Below are 16,581 nucleotides of genomic sequence, written 5' to 3'. Positions count from 1 at the left end.
CAGGAAAGACTTCTTCATGAACCGAATCACCCGAATCCTTTGCGCGAGCGGTTTCGCGCTGGCCGTCGTGCCCGCCCTGGCCCAGTCCGGTGGCGGCGGCGGGCCGGGCCTGAACAGCTCGGACAGCGTCGCGACGCAACCGAAGAATGGCGGGACCTCGGCCGCCACCCAGCCTTCGGCGACCAGCCAGGGCAATTCGATGTCGGGTGGCAACCTGAGTCCGCAGGGCAAGGCGCCGAACCAGAAGACGCGTCCCGGCACGAGTTCGTCGACGGGCGCCAGGACGGGCGAGAACCCCAACACGCAAGCCACGGGACAGGGCCGGACGACCAGCCCTCAGTAAGTGGGCGCGGGAGTCACTCCGGCTCGATGCCGGCGGCTTTGATGACCTCGCTCCACCGGCGCGACTCGCTGGCCTGGAACCTCGCGAGCTCCTCGGGCTCGGTCGTCCATGCGGACGCGCCCGAAGCCTGCAGGAAGCTTTGCGTCCGGGGCCCGCCGACCGCCGCGGCCAGCGCCTCGCGCAGCTTCGCCACCACGGGCGCGGGCGTGGCGGCCGGTACATAGGCGGCGAACCAGTAGCCGAGGTCGTAGCCCTTGAGGCCCGACTCGTCGAAGGTGGGCACGCCAGCGAGCGCCGGCACCCGCCTGGCCGACGAGACGGCGATCGCGCGCAGGCGCCCGCCCTCGATCTGCGGAATGCCGGTGACGGTGTCGACGATCATCATGTCGAGCTGTCCGCCGATGAGGTCGGTCATCGCGTTGGGGTTGCTGCGATAGGGCACGTAGAGCAGGTCCGTGCCGCTCATCTGCTTGAACATCTCGCCGGCGATGCGGCTCGACGAGTTGCCGGCGCCGAACGAGAGCTTGCCCGGTGCCGCGCGCGCGGCGGCGATGACGTCGGCGAGGGTCTTCAGACGCGAATCCGGCCGCACCACCAGCACCATGCCGCCGCGGCCCAGGCCGGTCACCGGCTTGAAGTCCTTCACCGGATCGTAGGGGAGCTTCTTGAACAGGTGCGGGTTCGCGACCTGCGTGGTGTTGGTCGTGATCAGCACCGTGTAGCCGTCGCCCGCGGCGCGCGCCACTTCCTGGCTCGCGATGAGCCCGCTCGCGCCGCCCTTGTTCTCGACGACGACCGGTTGCTTGAGGCGCTCCGCGACGGTGGCGCCGACCGCCCGCGCGAGCTGGTCGGTGGCGCTGCCCGCGCCGAAGGGGACGACGAGGACGATCGGCTTGCTCGGATAGGGGGCCGCTTGCGCCCACGCGGCGGGCATCGCCATCGCAACGGCCGCGAGGACGCAGGCCGAACGCACGATGCGGAAAAGCTGGCTGGGGGTGTTCTTCATCTGCTTGTCTCCGGTCTTTCTTCTTTCTCGATGGCTATCGGGTGCCCCGCCCGTTCGCGAGGAAGCCGCGCACCGCGTTCTTATGCTCGTCGCCGCACAGCAGGATGGCCTGCATCGAGGCCGCCTGCTCGAGCGCGCCGGCCAGCGTCGACTGGCTGGCATCGCGCACGAGCCGCTTGGCCATGCGCATGCCGTGCGGCGGGTTCATCGCGATCCGCTCGGCGAGCTTCAGCGCTTCCTCATGGAGCCGGTCGGCGCCGAACACCTGGGAAACGACGCCCAGGCGCAGGGCGGCCTGCGCGTCGATGAACTCGCTCGTCAGCGTGAGCTCCATGGCCTTCGACAGGCCGACGAGGCGCGTCAGGAACCAGGCGCCGCCGATGCCCGACACGAGGCCGAGGCGCAGGAAGCTCTCGGAGAAGCGGGCCTCCTCGCTGCACAGGCGCACATCGCACATGAGCGACAGGTCGAAGCCCGCGCCGATCGCGAGGCCGTTGACCGCGGCGATGACCGGCACCTCGATGCCGTGGACCGCATGCGTGATGCGATGCAGGCGCTGGAGCAGCCGCTCGCGCACCTGGGTCGTGCTGCCCGCCATCAGGTCGGTGCCGTCGCGCATGTCGTTGACGTTGCCGCCGATGCAGAAGTTCTTGCCGCTGGCGCGCAGGACCACGCAGCGGACCTCCTCGTGGGCGTTGACGCGCTCGAGCGCATCGGCAAGCGCCGAGGTCATCGCGAGGTTCAGCGCATTGCCGGTGGCGGCGGACTGCATGGTGATGGTGAGAACGGGGCCGTCGATGCGCGAGGCGACGAGGTCGGAAGGGGAGGAGGTCATGCGGTAAGGATTTGGGAGAGGGGAGTGGTGGCGATGACGCCGCAGCGAAGCAGCGCGTCGATCTCTTGCGGGGGGATGCCGTAGGCCGCGAGCACCGCCGCCGAGTGCTGTCCCACGAGCGGTGGCGGTGTGGCGTGCGCGCCATCGCCGCCTGCGTTTCCGATCGCGAATCCGGGCATGCGCACCGCTCCGGCGACCGGATGCTCGATCACGGTTTCGACGCCGCTGCTGCGGTACTGCAGCGAGGACGTGACTTCCGCATAGCCGGCGATCGGCGCGCAGAGGATGTCGACCGCTTCGAGCGTCGAGAGCCAGGCCTCGGTCGGGCGCTGCTGGAACGCCGCGGCCAGTTGCTGGAACAGCGCATCGCGATGCCTGACGCGTGACACGTTGTCCGCGAACAGCGGATCCTTTTCGAGCGCGGGCCGGCCGATGGCATGACAAAGCGCGCTCCAGCGCCCGGGCTGGTAGGCCGCCACCATGATCCAGCCATCGGCGGTCGGAAAGGCTTCGTTCGGCGCTGCATAGGGCGCGGCGCTGCCGCTCTTGCCGGGCTCGATGCCGCTGGCCAGGAACGACGCAAGGCCCACCTGCTGGAGCATCAGCGTGGCGTTGTAGAGGCTGACGTCGATGTGCTGTCCCTCGCGTCCCTGCCGCACCGGAACGAGCGCGCCGAGGATCGCGATGGTTGCGAGGTAGCCGGTCGCCATGTCGGCGATGGGGCTCGGGACCTTCGAGGGCGGCGACCCCGCCGGCCCGAGGGTGCTCATCAGGCCCGCGACCGCCTGGATGATCCCGTCGACGCCGGCCTTGCCGCTCGAAGGACCCTGCTGCCCGTAGGCCGAGATCGAGCAGTAGACCAGCGAGGGATTGGCCTCGCGCACGCTGTCGAAGTCGAGGCCGAAGCGCTGCATCACGCCGGGCCTGAAGCTCTCGATGACCACGTCCGCGGAGGCCATCAGGCGCCGCACGAGGTCACGGCCCCGCGGTGTCTTGAGGTCGACCGCGAGGCCCTGCTTGTTGCGGTTCACGCTGAGCGAGATCACGCTCTCGCCGTGGAGCCAGGGCGGGCCGATGCGCCGCCCCATCTCGCCTTCCGGCGACTCGATCTTGACGACCTCGGCGCCGAGATCGCCGAGCAGCATGCCGCACAACGGACCCGCGACGACGTGCGAGAAGTCGAGCACGCGCAGCCCGGCCAAACTGGTTCCCAACATCTGTTCTTGCCTCTTGTTCTCGAAGCCGGCGGTAGGCCGGTGCCCACCGTCAGGGGGTGGTTTCAACGAGGCTCGAGAATAGAAATCGGCTGCCCCGCGGGCAAACGACATTTGCTGCCGAGGCTTTGACTTTTTGTTAAAGCGCCGAGGGCATCGTGGTGCCCGACGCGGCGACCGCGTCCGCCAGCCAGCGCCGGAACGCGGCCAGCTCGACCGACTCCTCGCGCTCGCGGGGCGAGGCGAAGTAGTAGGTGTGGTCGCCGCGATCGAGCGCGAGCCCGAACGGCATCACGAGGCGTCCCTCGGCGAGGTCCTTCTCGACCAGCGCCTTCTGCGCCATGGCCACGCCATGCCCCTCGACCGCCGCCTGGTAGGACAGCAGCGAGGTCTCGTACTTCATGCCCTGGTAGGCGTTGACGCCGGGCGCGCCGGCCGCGCGCAGCCACAACGCCCAGTCGTCGATGCGCGCGAGCGAGTGCAGCAGCGTCTCGGCGGCCAGCTCGCGCGGCTCCCGCGGCACGGCGGCGCCCGCGCGCGGCGCCATCACCGGCACGAGTTCGTTCGGCACCAGCTTCTGCACGATCAGCCGCGGCCAGTGGCCGTCGCCGAGTTCGATACCGGCGTCGATGTCCTCCCGGCTGAAGTCCAGCGGCGCCGCCGATGCGGTCAGCTGGACGTCGATGCCCGGATGCAGCTGATGGAAGCCCGCGAGCCGCGGGATCAGCCAGCGCACCGCGAAGGTGGCCGGCGAGCGGATCCGCAGCACGCGCCGCCGGTAGCCGCCACCCATCGCGGCATTGGTGGTCTCCCGCAAGGCCATGAAGAGGGGCGTGATCTCCGCCAGGTATTTCGCGCCCGCGGGCGTGAGAGACAGGCCGCCATGCTCGCGCCGGAACAGCTGGAAGTTCAGGAACTCCTCGAGCACGCGGATCTGCCGGCTGACGGCCGCCGGTGTCACGAACAGTTCCTCGGCCGCCTTCGAGATGCTCAGGAGGCGCCCCGCGGCCTCGAACATCTTCAGCGGGTTGAGCGGCGGCAGCGGCGTCATGGTCTTCAGTGCGCGGCCACGTACAGCGCATGCGGCGAGGGATCGGGCCGCGCGAAGGCCTCGCGCATGCGCGCGGCCTCCTCGGCCGGACCGCGGCCGAACATGCGCTTGAACTCGCGGCTGAACTGCGAGGGGCTTTCGTAGCCCACCTGCGCGCTGGCGTGCGCGGCCGTGACCTGGTGCCGTGCCATGATCAGCCGGGCCTGGTGCAGGCGCGTGGTCTTCAGGTACTGGATCGGCGAGGTCGAGGTGACGGCCTTGAAGTGCGCGTGGAACGAGGTGGGGCTCATGCCGGCCTCGTCGGCGAGGCCGTCGATGTCGAGCTTCCGGTCGAAGCGCGCATGGATGGTGCGGATGGCCTTCGCGATCTTGCCGAAGTGGCCCTGGCGCGTGAGCGAGGCCCGGATGGCGCCGCCCTGCTCGCCGGTGAGAACGCGGAAGTAGATCTCGCGCACCAGGTCGGGGCCGAGGATGGGGGCCTCGAGCGGCGAGTTCATCGCCTCGAGGAAGCGCAGCACGCCGCGGGCCAGGCGCTCGTCCATCGGGGTCGACATCAGGCCCCTGGGCGCCGCGCCTTCGGCCAAGCCGTGCTCGTCGAGCTCCATCATCAGCTCGGCCGCGACCTGGAAGTCGAGGCGGAAGTAGATCGCCAGCAGCGGCTCTTGCGCCGATGCGTCGGTGTCCATCGAGAAGGGAACGGGGACCGACACGGCCAGGTAGTGCTGCGCGTCGTAGAGATAGACCTCGTCGCCGAGGAAGCCGCGCTTGCGGCCCTGCAGCACGATGACGATGCCGGGTTCGTAGAGCACCGGCGCGCGCGCCAGCGGCCGGTCGGAGCGCAGGATCCGGACATCGGGCAGCACGGTCAGGTTGTAGCCCTCGATCGGTGCCAGGGGCCGCACCAGGTCGACCATCTGCCGCTGCACAGCGGAGACCTTGGGCGGTGTGTTGCGTGGACGAGCGTCATTCATGGGAGCCGCGAATCTGCCACAGCCGGGCCGCCGGGTCCACGGCTTCGTAGTTTTAGGCAAGCCATGTGTGCGACTCGGCATATCGCGACCGTGCTGCGATTTCTACGATCGGTGCCTGATCTTCAAAGAGCCGACCATGACCCAGACCACAGTAAAAACCTTCCTCATCACGGGCGTCAGTTCGGGATTCGGAAAAGCCTTCGCGGCAGCCGCCCTCGCGCAAGGGCACACGGTGCTCGGCACCGTCAGGAGCGAAAGCCACAAGGAAGCCTTCGAGCGCGGCGCGCCCGGCCGATCGCATGCCGTGGTGCTCGACGTCACCGATTTCGACGCGATCGAGCGATCCGTTCCCCGGCTGTTCGCCGAGCACGGGCCCATCGACGTGCTGGTCAACAACGCGGGCTACGGGCACGAAGGCACGCTCGAGGAGTCCAGCCTGGCCGAGATGCAACGCCAGTTCGACGTGAACGTCTTCGGCGCGGTCGCGATGATCAAGGCCGTGCTGCCCTCGATGCGCGCGCGCCGCCGCGGCCACATCGTCAACATCACCTCGATGGGCGGCTTCATCACCATGCCGGGCATCGCCTACTACTGCGGCAGCAAGTTCGCGCTCGAGGGCATCTCCGAGGTGCTCGGCAAGGAGGTCGCGGGCTTCGGCATCCATGTCACCGCCGTCGCGCCGGGCTCGTTCCGCACCGACTGGGCCGGGCGCTCGATGGTGCGGTCGGAGCGCAGCATCGTGGACTACGACGCGCTGTTCGATCCGATCCGCGAGGCCAGGCAGGCCAAGAGCGGCGCGCAGACCGGCGACCCCGCGAAGGCGGCGCAGGCGCTGCTCGCGCTGGTCGACGCGCCGAATCCGCCGGCGCACCTGCTGCTGGGCACCGATGCGCTCGCGCTCGTGCGCGCCAAGCTCGCGGCGATGTCCGATGAGATCGATGCCTGGGAAACGGTGACGCGCTCGACCGATCACGTCTGAGGTTCGCGCAGCAGCGCATGCAGCGCCGCGGCCATGTGGGCCTGCATGGAGGCCGCGGCGCCGGCCACGTCGCCCTCGCAGATGCGGGCCACGAGTTCGGCATGGCCGTCCTGCACCTGCTGCAGGCTCTTGCGCGTCTTGCGCCGTTCCATGCCCTGGCGCGACAGCGATTCCAGCGAGGCGCGGATCGAGCCGATCATCTGCCACAGCAAGGGGTTGCCGCTGGCGCGCGCGATCTCGACATGCAACTCGGTGTCGAGTGCCGCATAGGTGGCCGGGTCGCGCAGGCAGCCCTGCATGCGCGTCACCAGCGCCGTCATGCGCTCGATCTGGGCCGGCTGCCGGCGCGCGGCCGCGAGCGCCGCGGACTGGCTTTCGAGCGCAGCGCGCACGGCCATCAGGTCCTCGGTGGAGTTGTCGAGCACCTGCAGCGCGCGCGCGAAGTAGATCGACATCGCGGTGGCGTCGAGGTCGCGCCGGATGATCGGGCTCTTGCCGTTGGCGATGTCGACCACCCCCATGCCCTTGAGCGTGCGCAGCGCCTCGCGCACCACGGGCCGGCTCACGCCAAGGATCTCGGCCAGCCGGCCTTCGCCGGGCAGCGCGGCGCCGGGCGCCAGCCGCGAGCGCTCGATGTAGCCCAGCAGGCTCTGCACGGCCTGCTCCGAGAGCGGCACGCGCTCGAGCTTGTCCAGGACGAAAGGGTGGGCGGTCATCGCTACCTATCATATAGGGTGAGAGCTTGCGACCCAGGCGGGCGCCCCGTTCAATCGGGCCATTGATCACCGGCCGACCGAACGAACGAGACAAGCATGTGGAAAGACGATGACGAGCTGTTCCAGCTCATGAAGACCAAGCTGTTCCCCGCCGTGGTGGGCGACATCCTCGACACCATGGGGCTCTTGCGGCAGTTCCTGCCGCCCGCCATCCGGCCGGTGGAGCGCTCGATGGTGATCGCGGGCCGCGCGATGCCGGTGCTCGAGACCAACTGCTTCGCGCGCACCGAGCCCGAGGGCAAGACGCCGCTGAGCCGGCAACCCTTCGGGCTGCTGTTCCAGGCGCTCGACGATTTGAAGCCCCACGAGGTCTATGTCGCGACCGGCTGCGCGCCGCAGTTCGCGCTCTGGGGCGGGCTCATGACGACGCGGGCCCAGCACCTGAAGGCGGCGGGCGCCGTGCTCGACGGCTACTCGCGCGACACCAACGAGGTGCTCGAGCTGGGCCTGCCGGTCTTCTCGCTCGGCGGCTATTCGCAGGACCAGGGCCCGCGCGGCAAGGTGGTCGACTACCGCGTGCCGGTGGAGATCCAGGGCGTGCGCGTGCGTCCGGGCGACATCGTGTTCGGCGACCAGGACGGCGTGCTGATCGTGCCGAAGGAGGCCGAGGTCGAGGCCTTCCGCCGCGCGCTCGAGAAGGCCAGCACCGAGAACGCGGTGCGCACCGCCATCCGCAACGGGATGAGCACGGTCGAGGCCTTCGAAACCTTCGGCGTGATGTGACGGGACCGCCTCGCTTCTCTCTCGTACCCCGCCGCCCCATTCACAAGGAGACTCAGATGTTCGATTCGATGTCGCGCCGGCAGCTGCTGGCGGTCGCGGCCGGCGCCGCCATGGCCGGCCTGTCCGGCGGCGCCGTGGCGCAAAGCGCCGCGGAAATCCAGAAGAAGGGCCAGCTCACGGTCGGGCTGCTCGTGGACTTTCCGCCCTACGGCACCACCAATGCGCAGAACCAGCCTGACGGCTATGACGCCGACGTCGCGCGGCTGCTGGCCAAGGACCTCGGCGTCAAGCTCAACCTCGTGCCCGTCACCGGGCCCAACCGCATCCCGTTCCTGCTGACCAACAAGGTCGACCTGCTCGTGGCCTCGCTCGCGATCACGCCCGAGCGCGCCAAGCAGGTCGACTTCTCGGCGCTCTATGCGACCGCCACCGTGATCCTGTACGGCGCGAAGAAGGTCGACATCAAGAGCGCGGCCGACCTCAAGGGACGGCGCATCGGGGTGGCGCGCGCGAGCGTCCAGGACGTGGCGCTGACCGCCATGGCACCCGAGGGCACCGAGATCCGCCGCTTCGACGACGATGCCTCGGGCATGCAGGCGCTGATCTCGGGCCAGGTCGATGCGATCGGCTGTTCCACCACCGTAGCCGCGCAGATCGCCAAGCGCGTGCCGCCCGACACCTACGAGAAGAAGTTCACCGTGCGCGAGCAGGTCATGGCCATCGCCATGCGGCCCGGCCAGGCCGAGCTCAAGAAGACGCTCGACGAGTTCGTCGCGCGCAACCGCGCGAACGGCGAGCTCAACAAGCTCTATCAGAAGTGGCTGGGGACGGACTTTCCGGTGATCGCGGCGTCCTGAGAGCGTCGACCCGACGAGCGCGGCACGCGCCGGTTTTGCGTTAGGGTCGAGGCATGAACCCAGCGTCTGTCTCGCCACTTCTCGTCGTCAGGAGCCTGAGCTTCGCCTACCCCGGGCGGCCCGCGCTCCTGTCCGCCTGGAACGCCAGCGTCGGCGCCGGGGTGACCCAGATCCACGGTGACGACGGCAGCGGAAAGTCGACGCTGCTCCGGCTGCTGGCGGGGAAGCTTCGCGGCGAAGGCCAGCTGGACCTCGCTGGAGCGCGCCTGGACGAAGACCGGGACGCCTATGCCAGGAACCTGTTCTTCGTCGACCCGGAGACCGACGCCTTCAATGAGATCCCGGCGACGCAGTGCACCGCATCGTTGAGTGCCGGCGACCCAGGCTTCGATGCATCGAAGTGGCAAGCGCTCGTGGAGGGCTTCTCCCTGACGCCGCACCTCGAGAAGCCGATGTACATGCTCTCCACCGGGTCGAAACGAAAAGTCTGGCTGGCGGCGGCACTGGCCTCGGGGCGTGCACTCATCTTGCTCGACGAACCCACCGCGGCGCTCGATGCCAACTCGATCCGCTGTCTGTGGCGCACCCTCTCCGAGAGCGCCGGCCGGTCCGACCGCGCGATCGTGATCGCAAGCGCCGAACGGATCGAGGCGGTGCCGCTCGCGGGACTGATCGAACTGCCCTCATCCTGAGGCCAGCTTTCGGTAGCCAGCGCGGCCCGAACACCGGCATCGCGGTTGACAACCCCACGTTTGGGGGATGCGACGAGAAACATGCGCCCCCGGGCTTTTGCGAAAATCCGCGCATGCTTCTTCCTCCTTCGAGCGGTACGGACCGCGCGCAGGGCCTTGCGGCGCGGCTTGGCTGCACAGTGGCCGAGCACTGCGAACCCTATGGAAAATCCAAGCCCGCCGTGTTGGGCAGCCTCTCCGGGCTCGCGCTGACGCTCAAGGAATTCGGTGGGCGCTGGGACCGGGTCGAACGGGTCTACGTGTTCGCCAACTGGCCGATGCTCGAGGCGGCGCTCGAGTACTGCGTGAGAAACAAGGACGAAGCACGCGCGCCGGTGTGAACGAAGGGGCCGCGCCAGAGGCCCGCGCACCCGGTCAGAGCTGTCCCTCGATCGATGCCTTGTCGATCACCGACCACACCTCGCGGATCCGCTGGTCGGCGACCTCATAGAAGACGTTCTCGGCGAACGCGATGCGCCGGCCATTCACCGGCAGTCCCATGAACAGGCCCTTGGGCGTGCATTCGAACGCGAGCCGGCTCGCGATGCGGGGCGGCTCGCTCACGAGCAAGTCGATGAGGAAGCGCAGGTCGGGGATCTGCGCGAAATCGGTCTCGAGCATCTCCCTGTAGCCGGCGAGCCCGAGCCGGACGCCGTTGCGCCGGACGTCGTCGTGCACGAAGTCGCCCAGGCGCGCCCAGTCCTGGGCGTTGAGGCAGTCGATGTAGTGGCGGTAGAGGGTGGCGAGGTCGGAGGCGGTCATGAACGCAGCATAGGAGCCGGCATGCGCCGCGTCTCGCGCCGGGCGGCGAATCGGCGCATTTGCCAGCAGCGCGCCGGCCGAACTCCCCGGGCCTTCAAAGTGTGACGCAGTTCTCATTCCGTGCCGGTCAGCCCGCGATGGTCTGGTTTTCCCTAGGAATCTGGCAATGTTAAGCGCTTGCGCAAGCGCTTACGTCGTTGAAAAATGCCTCCAACGGCGGTGAATGCCGTTTTCAAGGAGGCAAGAGTGCTGATAAAGATTCGCCACGCCGCGGCGTGCATCGCCGTCGTGTTCGCCCACTCGGCGATACCCGGCGCCTTCGCTGCCCAGCCCGTCATCGGCCTGGTCACGAAAGCCGACACCAACCCCTACTTCGTGAAGATGAAGGAAGGCGCCAAACAGGCCGCGGACGCCGGTGGCGCGAAGCTGCTCACGGGTGCCGGCAAGTTCGACAACGACAACGCCGGTCAGGTCACGGCCATCGAGAACATGCTCGCGGCGGGTGCCACGACGATGCTCATCACCCCGAGCGACTCGAAGGCGATCGTGCCGACGATCAAGCGGGCGCAGGCCAAGGGCGTGATGGTCATCGCGCTCGACAGCCCGACCGATCCCATCGAGGCCAGCGACGCGCTCTTCGCGACCAACAACTACACGGCCGGCGAGTTGATCGGCCGGTATGCGAAGGCGGCACTCGGCGGGAAGCCCGCGAAGATCGCGACCATCGACCTGTTCCCCGGGCACCCGGTGGGCGCGCAGCGGCACAACGGCTTCCTCGCGGGCTTCGGCCTGCCCGGCGTGGCCGATGCCAGGAGCAACCAGCTGTCGACCGCGCCCGAGGTGGTCTGCATGGCCGACAGCTACGGCGACCAGCCGCGCGGGCAGACCGCGATGGAGAACTGCCTGCAGAAGTCTCCCGACATCAACCTCGTCTACGCGATCAACGAACCCGCCGCCGCCGGCGCGTACCAGGCGCTGAAGAAGGCGGGCAAGGAGAAGGGTGTCGTCATCGTCGCGGTCGACGGCGGATGTACCGGCGTGAAGAACCTCAAGGCCGGCATGATCGACGCGACCTCGCAGCAGTATCCGCTGCGCATGGCGAGCCTCGGCGTCGAGGCCGGCATCGCCTTCGCGAAGACCGGCAAGAAGGCCAGCGGCTACACCGACACGGGCGTCACGCTGATCACCGACAAGCCCATGCCCGGCATCGACAGCAAGGACAGCGCCGTCGGCCTCGGGCTGTGCTGGGGCGCCAAGTAGGCGCACGCGCGAGCACCCGGCCACCGTTCACCCGTTTCTTCCTCCAGCCGCCATGGCTCGCATGGCGGTCGGGCGCAGCCATGCCGCACGCAGGGCACCACCGCCAACCACGAGGCCGCCATGAGCCATGCATCCCCCACTTCATCGTCGCTCGGCCGAACGGCCGGCCCGTCGCCGGGCCCGAGCCTGCGGCATCGCCTGCCCCGGCTGTCCTCGCTCGGACCGGTCATCGCGCTGCTGCTGGCCTGCACCTTCTTCTCGTTCCAGAGCGATCGCTTCCTGAGCGTCGAGAACTTCTCGCTGGTGCTGCAGCAGGTGATGGTGGTCGGCACCATCGCCATCGGCCAGACCCTGGTGATCCTCACGGCCGGCATCGATCTCTCGTGCGGCATGGTGATGGCGCTCTGCGGCATCGTCATGACGAAGCTCGCGACGGCCGCCGGCCTCGATCCCTATCTCGCGATCGCCTGCGGCATGCTGGTGTGCGTGGCCTTCGGCCTGCTCAACGGCCTGCTCGTGACGCGGGTACGGCTGCCGGCCTTCATCGTCACGCTCGGCACGATGAACATCGCGTTCGCGATCACGCAGCTCTACTCCAATGCGCAGACCGTGACCGATCTTCCGTCGCCGTTCACCTGGTTCGGCGGCACGGTGTCGATGGGCGGCGTGGAGATCAACTACGGCACCGTGCTCATGCTCGGCCTCTATGCGCTGATGTGGTGGGTGCTGCGCGACACACGGCCCGGCCGTCATGTCTATGCGGTGGGCAACAACCCCGAGGCCACGCGCCTGACCGGCATCTCCACCGATCGCGTGCTGCTCGGCGTCTACATGGTCGCCGGCCTGTTCTACGGCATCGCGGCCCTGCTGTCCGTGGCGCGCACCAGCGTGGGCGACCCCAACGCGGGGCAGACGGAGAACCTCGACGCCATCACGGCCGTGGTGCTCGGCGGCACCAGCCTGTTCGGCGGGCGCGGCCTCCTCCTGGGCACGCTGCTCGGCGCGCTGATCGTGGGCGTGTTCCGCAACGGGCTCACGCTGATGGGCGTGTCCTCGGTCTACCAGGTGCTGATCACCGGCGTGCTGGTGATCCTCGCGGTGGCCACCGACGAACTCTCGCGTAAGAAGGGATGAACATGAACGCCAGAACACCTCCCCCGCTCGTGATGCAGGCGCGCGGCCTGGTCAAGCGCTACGGCCAGGTCACGGCGCTGGACGGCGCCGACTTCGACCTGCGCGCCGGAGAGATCCTCGCGGTGATCGGCGACAACGGCGCAGGCAAGTCCTCGCTGATCAAGGCGCTGTCGGGCGCGACCATTCCGGACGAGGGCGAGATCCTGCTCGACGGCCGGCCCGTGCAGTTCAAGTCGCCGATGGATGCGCGCCGCAAGGGCATTGAGACGGTGTACCAGGACCTCGCCGTGGCGCCCGCCATGACCATCGCCGAGAACCTGTTCCTCGGCCGCGAGCTGCTGCGCGACAGCCTGCTGGGCCGGCTGTTCCGCATCATCGACAAGAAGCGCATGCTGGCCGAAGCCGAGGCGCACATGAAGCTGCTGCAGATCGGCATCCGCTCGATGGTGCAGGCGGTGGAGACGCTCTCGGGCGGCCAGCGCCAGGGCGTGGCGGTCGCGCGCAGCGCCGCCTTCGCGCGGCACGTGGTGATCCTCGACGAGCCCACGGCCGCGCTCGGCGTGAAGGAGGGCAACATGGTGCTCGAGCTGATCCGGCGCGTGCGCGACAAGGGGCTGCCGGTCATCCTGATCAGCCACAACATGCCTCACGTGTTCGAGATCGCCGACCGCATCCACATCGCGCGGCTCGGCCGCCGCGCCGCGGTGGTCAACCCCAACGCGATCGGCATGAGCGACGTGGTCGCGGTCATGACCGGTGCGAAGCGGCCCGAGGACCTCCCCGCGGAGGCACTGGCTTGAGCAAGATGCATCCAGGGAGCTCCCCGTTCGAGGGAATAATCGTGTCCGCCCGGCTTTTGGCGCCGGGCGATCAACAGGAGCAGCTTCCCCTTGCCAACCATGAACGACGTCGCGCTCGCGGCGAAGGTCTCCACAGCCACCGTGTCGCATGTGCTGAACGGCACCCGCGTGGTCCATCCGGACACGGTGCGCGCCGTCGAGGCGGCGATCGCCAAGGTCGGCTACACGCCGAACATCCTCGCGCGCTCGCTGGCGCGCTCGGCCTCGAGCACGATCGGCGTCGCGATCGCGGCGGTGTCGAACCACTACTTCTCGGGCACGGTGCATGCGATCGAAGCCGAGTGCAGCCGGCTCGGGCTGGCGATGCTGTTCGTGGACACGCACGACGATCCGGCCCAGGAGCTGCGGGCCATCAAGACGCTGCACCAGCGCCGCGTGGACGGCATCCTGTTCGCCCCGGCCGCCGATCCCGAGCGGCGGGCGCTGAAGTACCTGCAGGAAGCCAATGTGCCCACGGTGCTGGTCGATCGGCTCATGTCGACGGACTTCGACCAGGTCGGCGTGGAGAACGTGGCATCGACCGCGCAGATGGTCGCGCACCTGGTCGGGCATGGCCACCGGCGCATCGGCTTCGTCTCGGGGGCGCCGGAGCTCTCGACCTCCATGGAACGCCTGCAGGGCTACCGCGACGCGCTGGCGCAGGCCGGGCTGCCCTGGGATGCATCGCTGGTGCGCGAGGGGCAGTCGACGATCGGGCCGGCGCGCGAGGCGGTGAAGGCGCTGCTGGCGCTGCCCGAGCCGCCCACGGCCATCGTCTCGGCCAACAACCTGATGACCATCGGCGTGGTCAGCGCGATCCGCGAGGCGGGCCTGGACATCCCCGATGCCGTGGCCGTGGTGGGCTTCGACGATTTCGACTGGGCCGAGTACTTCGAGCCACGCCTCACGGTCATGGCACAGCCGGTGCAGGACATCGGCCTGCGCGCGATGAAGCTGCTCAACAAGCGCATCAAGGCGCCCGACGGTCCACGGCAGACCGTTCGCCTGGCGCCGACCTTCATGGTGCGCCGTTCCTGTGGCTGTGCCTAGCCGACGCTGACCGGCGCGCCATGCGGGGAGCGATCCCCGCATGAGCACGAACGTTTCGCTGGGGATCGATCTCGGCACCTCCGCGGTAAAGGTGCTGCTGCTGGACGAGGACGGCACGGTGCTCTGCCATGTCGACAAGCGCCTGCCGATCTCCCGTCCGCAGCCCGACTGGTCGGAGCAGCATCCCCGCCAGTGGTGGGCCGCGTGCGCGAGGCGCTGGCCGACCTGCGCAACGCCTGTCCACGGGCCTGGCCGTGCATCGCCTGCATCGGCCTCACGGGCCAGATGCACGGCGCGGTCGTGCTGGACCGCGACGACCAGCCGATCCGCCCGGCGATGCTGCACAACGACGGGCGCGCGGTGAAGGAAAGCCGGGAGATCGAAGCCGCGGTGCCGCAGGTGGCGGCGATCGCCGGCAGCCGGCCGATGGCCGGCCTCACCGCGCCCAAGCTGCGCTGGATGGCGCGGCACGAGCCCGAGCGCTTCGCCGCCATCGACTGCGTGCTGTCGCCCAAGGACTACCTGCGGCTGCGCCTGACCGGCGAACGCGCCACCGACGTCTCGGATGCGGCGGGCACGCTGTGGTTCGACGTGAAGCGGCGCTGCTGGAGCGAACCGCTGGTCGCGGCCAGCGGCCTCGCGCTCTCGCAACTGCCGCGCGTGCGCGAGTCCATCGAGCCGGGCGCGACGCTGCTGCCGCAGGTCGCGGCCGAGCTCGGCCTGGCGGCCGGCGTCGTGGTGGCTGCCGGCGGCGGCGACACGCCGGTGTCGGGCCTGGGCATCGGCTCGATCGAACTGGGCGAGGCCTTCGTCAACCTGAGCACCAGCGCATCGATCGTGGCCGTGACGGGCCACGCCGCCATCGACGAGGCGGCGTCGATCCACGCCTGGTGCCATGCGCTGCCCGGGCGCTGGTACCAGATGGGCGCGATGCTCTCGGGCGCGAGCTGCCTGCGCTGGATCAGTCGCGTCGTCGGCGAGCCCGACGAAGACGCGTTGCTGCGCGTGATCGAAGGCAACATGGCACGAGGGGGCCATCCCGCGCAGGCCTTGCATCCGGCACAGGCGCCCCTTTTCCTGCCCTATCTGTCGGGCGAGCGCACGCCGCACAACGACGTGGACGCGCGCGGCGTCTTCTTCGGCCTGTCGCACGACACGAACGCCGCGCTGCTCGGGCACTCGGTGCTCGAAGGCGTATGCTTCGGCCTGCGCGATGCCATGGCCGCGATCGAGTCGACCGGCACGCGCATCGCCTCCCTGGCCGTCGTCGGCGGGGGCGCCCGCAGCATCTACTGGACCGAGATGCTCGCCAGCGTGCTGGGCAAGCCGGTGCACCGGCTCGCGGGCGGCGAACTCGGCGCTGCGCTTGGCGCCGCGCGGCTGGGCTGGCTCGCGCTCGGCCATGACCCACGGGCCGTGTGCAGGCCCGCGCGCGTGGTGTCGCGCCACCAGCCCGACGAAGCGCTGGCTTCGATGTTCGACACCCGCTACCGGAGTTTCCGCGACATGTACCGCGCCCTGGCCCCCCTGTTCGGCGCGCGTGCGCAGGCGCTTTCTCCCCGCTTCATGGAGCCCGTGCAATGAGCATCGCCACCGCCTTCGCCCCCGTCGCCCGCGCCACGTACGCGCCGGCAGGTGCACCGCATCCGCGCGAGCCGCACGAGGCCACCTTCGAACACGCACTGCTGCGCGACCCGGCGCTGGGCTTCGAGACCGCGCCATCCAGCGGCATCGGCTGCCTCGTGCACGGCGCGCCGTCGCGGCTGGACCGTTGGCACTACCACGACGAATACGAGCTGCACCTGGTCGTCAAGACCCGGGGCAAGGCCTACATCGGCGACGAGATCGTCGATTTCGCGCCGGGCTTCCTCGCGCTGATCGGCCCATCGGTGCCGCACCATTTCGTCTCCCACGACATACCGGCGGGCGGCGTGGCCGCGCGAAGCCTGGCGATCCAGTTCGGCGACGATGCCTTGCGCCAGGCGGCGGGCCTGTTTCCCGACCTGGGCGAGGCCTTGCGCCTGCTGTAGCGGGCACGCCACGGGATCGA

The 16,581-nt window shown here is 69.3% G+C and carries 18 protein-coding genes and 1 pseudogene; 12 read left to right on the top strand and 7 right to left on the bottom strand.

What is annotated here, in order from left to right; translation table 11 throughout:
• The first annotated feature begins 16 nt into the window (after window positions 1-16).
• Complete coding sequence (locus AC1HIL_RS35690) at window positions 17-343, top strand: hypothetical protein (RefSeq protein ID WP_479668878.1); 327 nt, start codon at window positions 17-19, stop codon at window positions 341-343.
• A gap of 13 nt (window positions 344-356) precedes the next feature.
• Here the strand turns inward: AC1HIL_RS35690 and AC1HIL_RS35685 are convergent, their stop codons facing one another.
• The 5 genes from AC1HIL_RS35685 to AC1HIL_RS35665 all read right to left on the bottom strand — a co-directional run bounded on the left by AC1HIL_RS35685 (window position 357) and on the right by AC1HIL_RS35665 (window position 5,420).
• A complete protein-coding gene (locus AC1HIL_RS35685; RefSeq protein ID WP_479668879.1) occupies window positions 357-1,349 on the bottom strand; it encodes a Bug family tripartite tricarboxylate transporter substrate binding protein in 993 nt (330 codons plus the stop codon).
• 34 nt (window positions 1,350-1,383) lie between these two features.
• A complete protein-coding gene (locus AC1HIL_RS35680; RefSeq protein WP_479668880.1) occupies window positions 1,384-2,184 on the bottom strand; it encodes an enoyl-CoA hydratase-related protein in 801 nt (266 codons plus the stop codon).
• A complete protein-coding gene (locus AC1HIL_RS35675) occupies window positions 2,181-3,401 on the bottom strand; it encodes a CaiB/BaiF CoA transferase family protein (protein ID WP_479668881.1) in 1,221 nt (406 codons plus the stop codon). Before AC1HIL_RS35675 ends, AC1HIL_RS35680 begins: the two co-directional genes overlap by 4 nt.
• A 136-nt stretch (window positions 3,402-3,537) precedes the next feature.
• Entirely contained in the window at window positions 3,538-4,449 is a 912-nt protein-coding gene (gene gcvA, locus AC1HIL_RS35670; RefSeq protein WP_479668882.1) for a transcriptional regulator GcvA, read from the bottom strand.
• 5 nt (window positions 4,450-4,454) lie between these two features.
• Window positions 4,455-5,420 (bottom strand): AraC family transcriptional regulator, encoded by a 966-nt coding sequence (locus AC1HIL_RS35665; RefSeq protein ID WP_479668883.1) that lies wholly within the window; start codon window positions 5,418-5,420, stop codon window positions 4,455-4,457.
• 136 nt (window positions 5,421-5,556) lie between these two features.
• Between AC1HIL_RS35665 and AC1HIL_RS35660 the strand changes: the two genes are divergently transcribed.
• A complete protein-coding gene (locus tag AC1HIL_RS35660; RefSeq protein ID WP_479668884.1) occupies window positions 5,557-6,399 on the top strand; it encodes an oxidoreductase in 843 nt (280 codons plus the stop codon).
• Here the strand turns inward: AC1HIL_RS35660 and AC1HIL_RS35655 are convergent.
• Window positions 6,390-7,115 (bottom strand): FadR/GntR family transcriptional regulator, encoded by a 726-nt coding sequence (locus tag AC1HIL_RS35655; RefSeq protein WP_479668885.1) that lies wholly within the window; start codon window positions 7,113-7,115, stop codon window positions 6,390-6,392. The genes AC1HIL_RS35660 and AC1HIL_RS35655 overlap by 10 nt on opposite strands.
• Before the next feature lie 96 nt (window positions 7,116-7,211).
• Here AC1HIL_RS35655 and AC1HIL_RS35650 point away from each other — a divergent pair, with 96 nt between their 5' ends.
• The 4 genes from AC1HIL_RS35650 (at window position 7,212) to AC1HIL_RS35635 (ending at window position 9,827) form a co-directional block, all read left to right on the top strand.
• Window positions 7,212-7,898 (top strand): RraA family protein, encoded by a 687-nt coding sequence (locus AC1HIL_RS35650; RefSeq protein ID WP_057596250.1) that lies wholly within the window; start codon window positions 7,212-7,214, stop codon window positions 7,896-7,898.
• A 56-nt stretch (window positions 7,899-7,954) separates the two neighbouring features.
• Complete coding sequence (locus tag AC1HIL_RS35645) at window positions 7,955-8,755, top strand: transporter substrate-binding domain-containing protein (protein WP_479668886.1); 801 nt, start codon at window positions 7,955-7,957, stop codon at window positions 8,753-8,755.
• A gap of 53 nt (window positions 8,756-8,808) precedes the next feature.
• Entirely contained in the window at window positions 8,809-9,447 is a 639-nt protein-coding gene (locus AC1HIL_RS35640) for an ABC transporter ATP-binding protein (RefSeq protein WP_261216350.1), read from the top strand.
• A 113-nt stretch (window positions 9,448-9,560) separates the two neighbouring features.
• Window positions 9,561-9,827, top strand: a complete 267-nt coding sequence (locus AC1HIL_RS35635) for a hypothetical protein (protein ID WP_261216351.1) — start codon at window positions 9,561-9,563, stop codon at window positions 9,825-9,827.
• A gap of 34 nt (window positions 9,828-9,861) precedes the next feature.
• On the opposite strand, the gene AC1HIL_RS35630 is transcribed toward AC1HIL_RS35635, so the two are convergent.
• Complete coding sequence (locus AC1HIL_RS35630) at window positions 9,862-10,248, bottom strand: ester cyclase (RefSeq protein WP_261216352.1); 387 nt, start codon at window positions 10,246-10,248, stop codon at window positions 9,862-9,864.
• A 252-nt stretch (window positions 10,249-10,500) separates the two neighbouring features.
• Between AC1HIL_RS35630 and AC1HIL_RS35625 the strand changes: the two genes are divergently transcribed.
• The 6 genes and pseudogenes from AC1HIL_RS35625 to AC1HIL_RS35600 all read left to right on the top strand — a co-directional run bounded on the left by AC1HIL_RS35625 (window position 10,501) and on the right by AC1HIL_RS35600 (window position 16,561).
• The gene (locus AC1HIL_RS35625) at window positions 10,501-11,508 is read left to right on the top strand and encodes a substrate-binding domain-containing protein (protein ID WP_479669647.1); all 1,008 of its coding nucleotides are present in this window, start codon (window positions 10,501-10,503) and stop codon (window positions 11,506-11,508) included.
• A 120-nt stretch (window positions 11,509-11,628) separates the two neighbouring features.
• Complete coding sequence (locus tag AC1HIL_RS35620; RefSeq protein ID WP_479668887.1) at window positions 11,629-12,642, top strand: ABC transporter permease; 1,014 nt, start codon at window positions 11,629-11,631, stop codon at window positions 12,640-12,642.
• 2 nt (window positions 12,643-12,644) lie between these two features.
• Window positions 12,645-13,442, top strand: a complete 798-nt coding sequence (locus AC1HIL_RS35615) for an ATP-binding cassette domain-containing protein (protein ID WP_261216354.1) — start codon at window positions 12,645-12,647, stop codon at window positions 13,440-13,442.
• A gap of 99 nt (window positions 13,443-13,541) precedes the next feature.
• Entirely contained in the window at window positions 13,542-14,531 is a 990-nt protein-coding gene (locus AC1HIL_RS35610) for a LacI family DNA-binding transcriptional regulator (protein WP_413765110.1), read from the top strand.
• 40 nt (window positions 14,532-14,571) lie between these two features.
• Window positions 14,572-16,115: pseudogene (xylB, locus tag AC1HIL_RS35605) on the top strand (xylulokinase).
• Window positions 16,112-16,561 carry an AraC family ligand binding domain-containing protein gene (locus AC1HIL_RS35600; protein WP_479668888.1) on the top strand — a complete coding sequence of 150 codons (450 nt, stop codon included), beginning with the start codon at window positions 16,112-16,114 and terminating at the stop codon, window positions 16,559-16,561. The pseudogene xylB and the gene AC1HIL_RS35600 overlap by 4 nt, the downstream one beginning before the upstream one ends.
• Window positions 16,562-16,581 lie beyond the last annotated feature (20 nt).

Source organism: Variovorax sp. ISS6 (assembly GCF_056523145.1).
The sequence above is the reverse complement of the archived record's forward strand: the minus strand, read 5'-3'. Positions and strand labels throughout refer to the sequence as shown.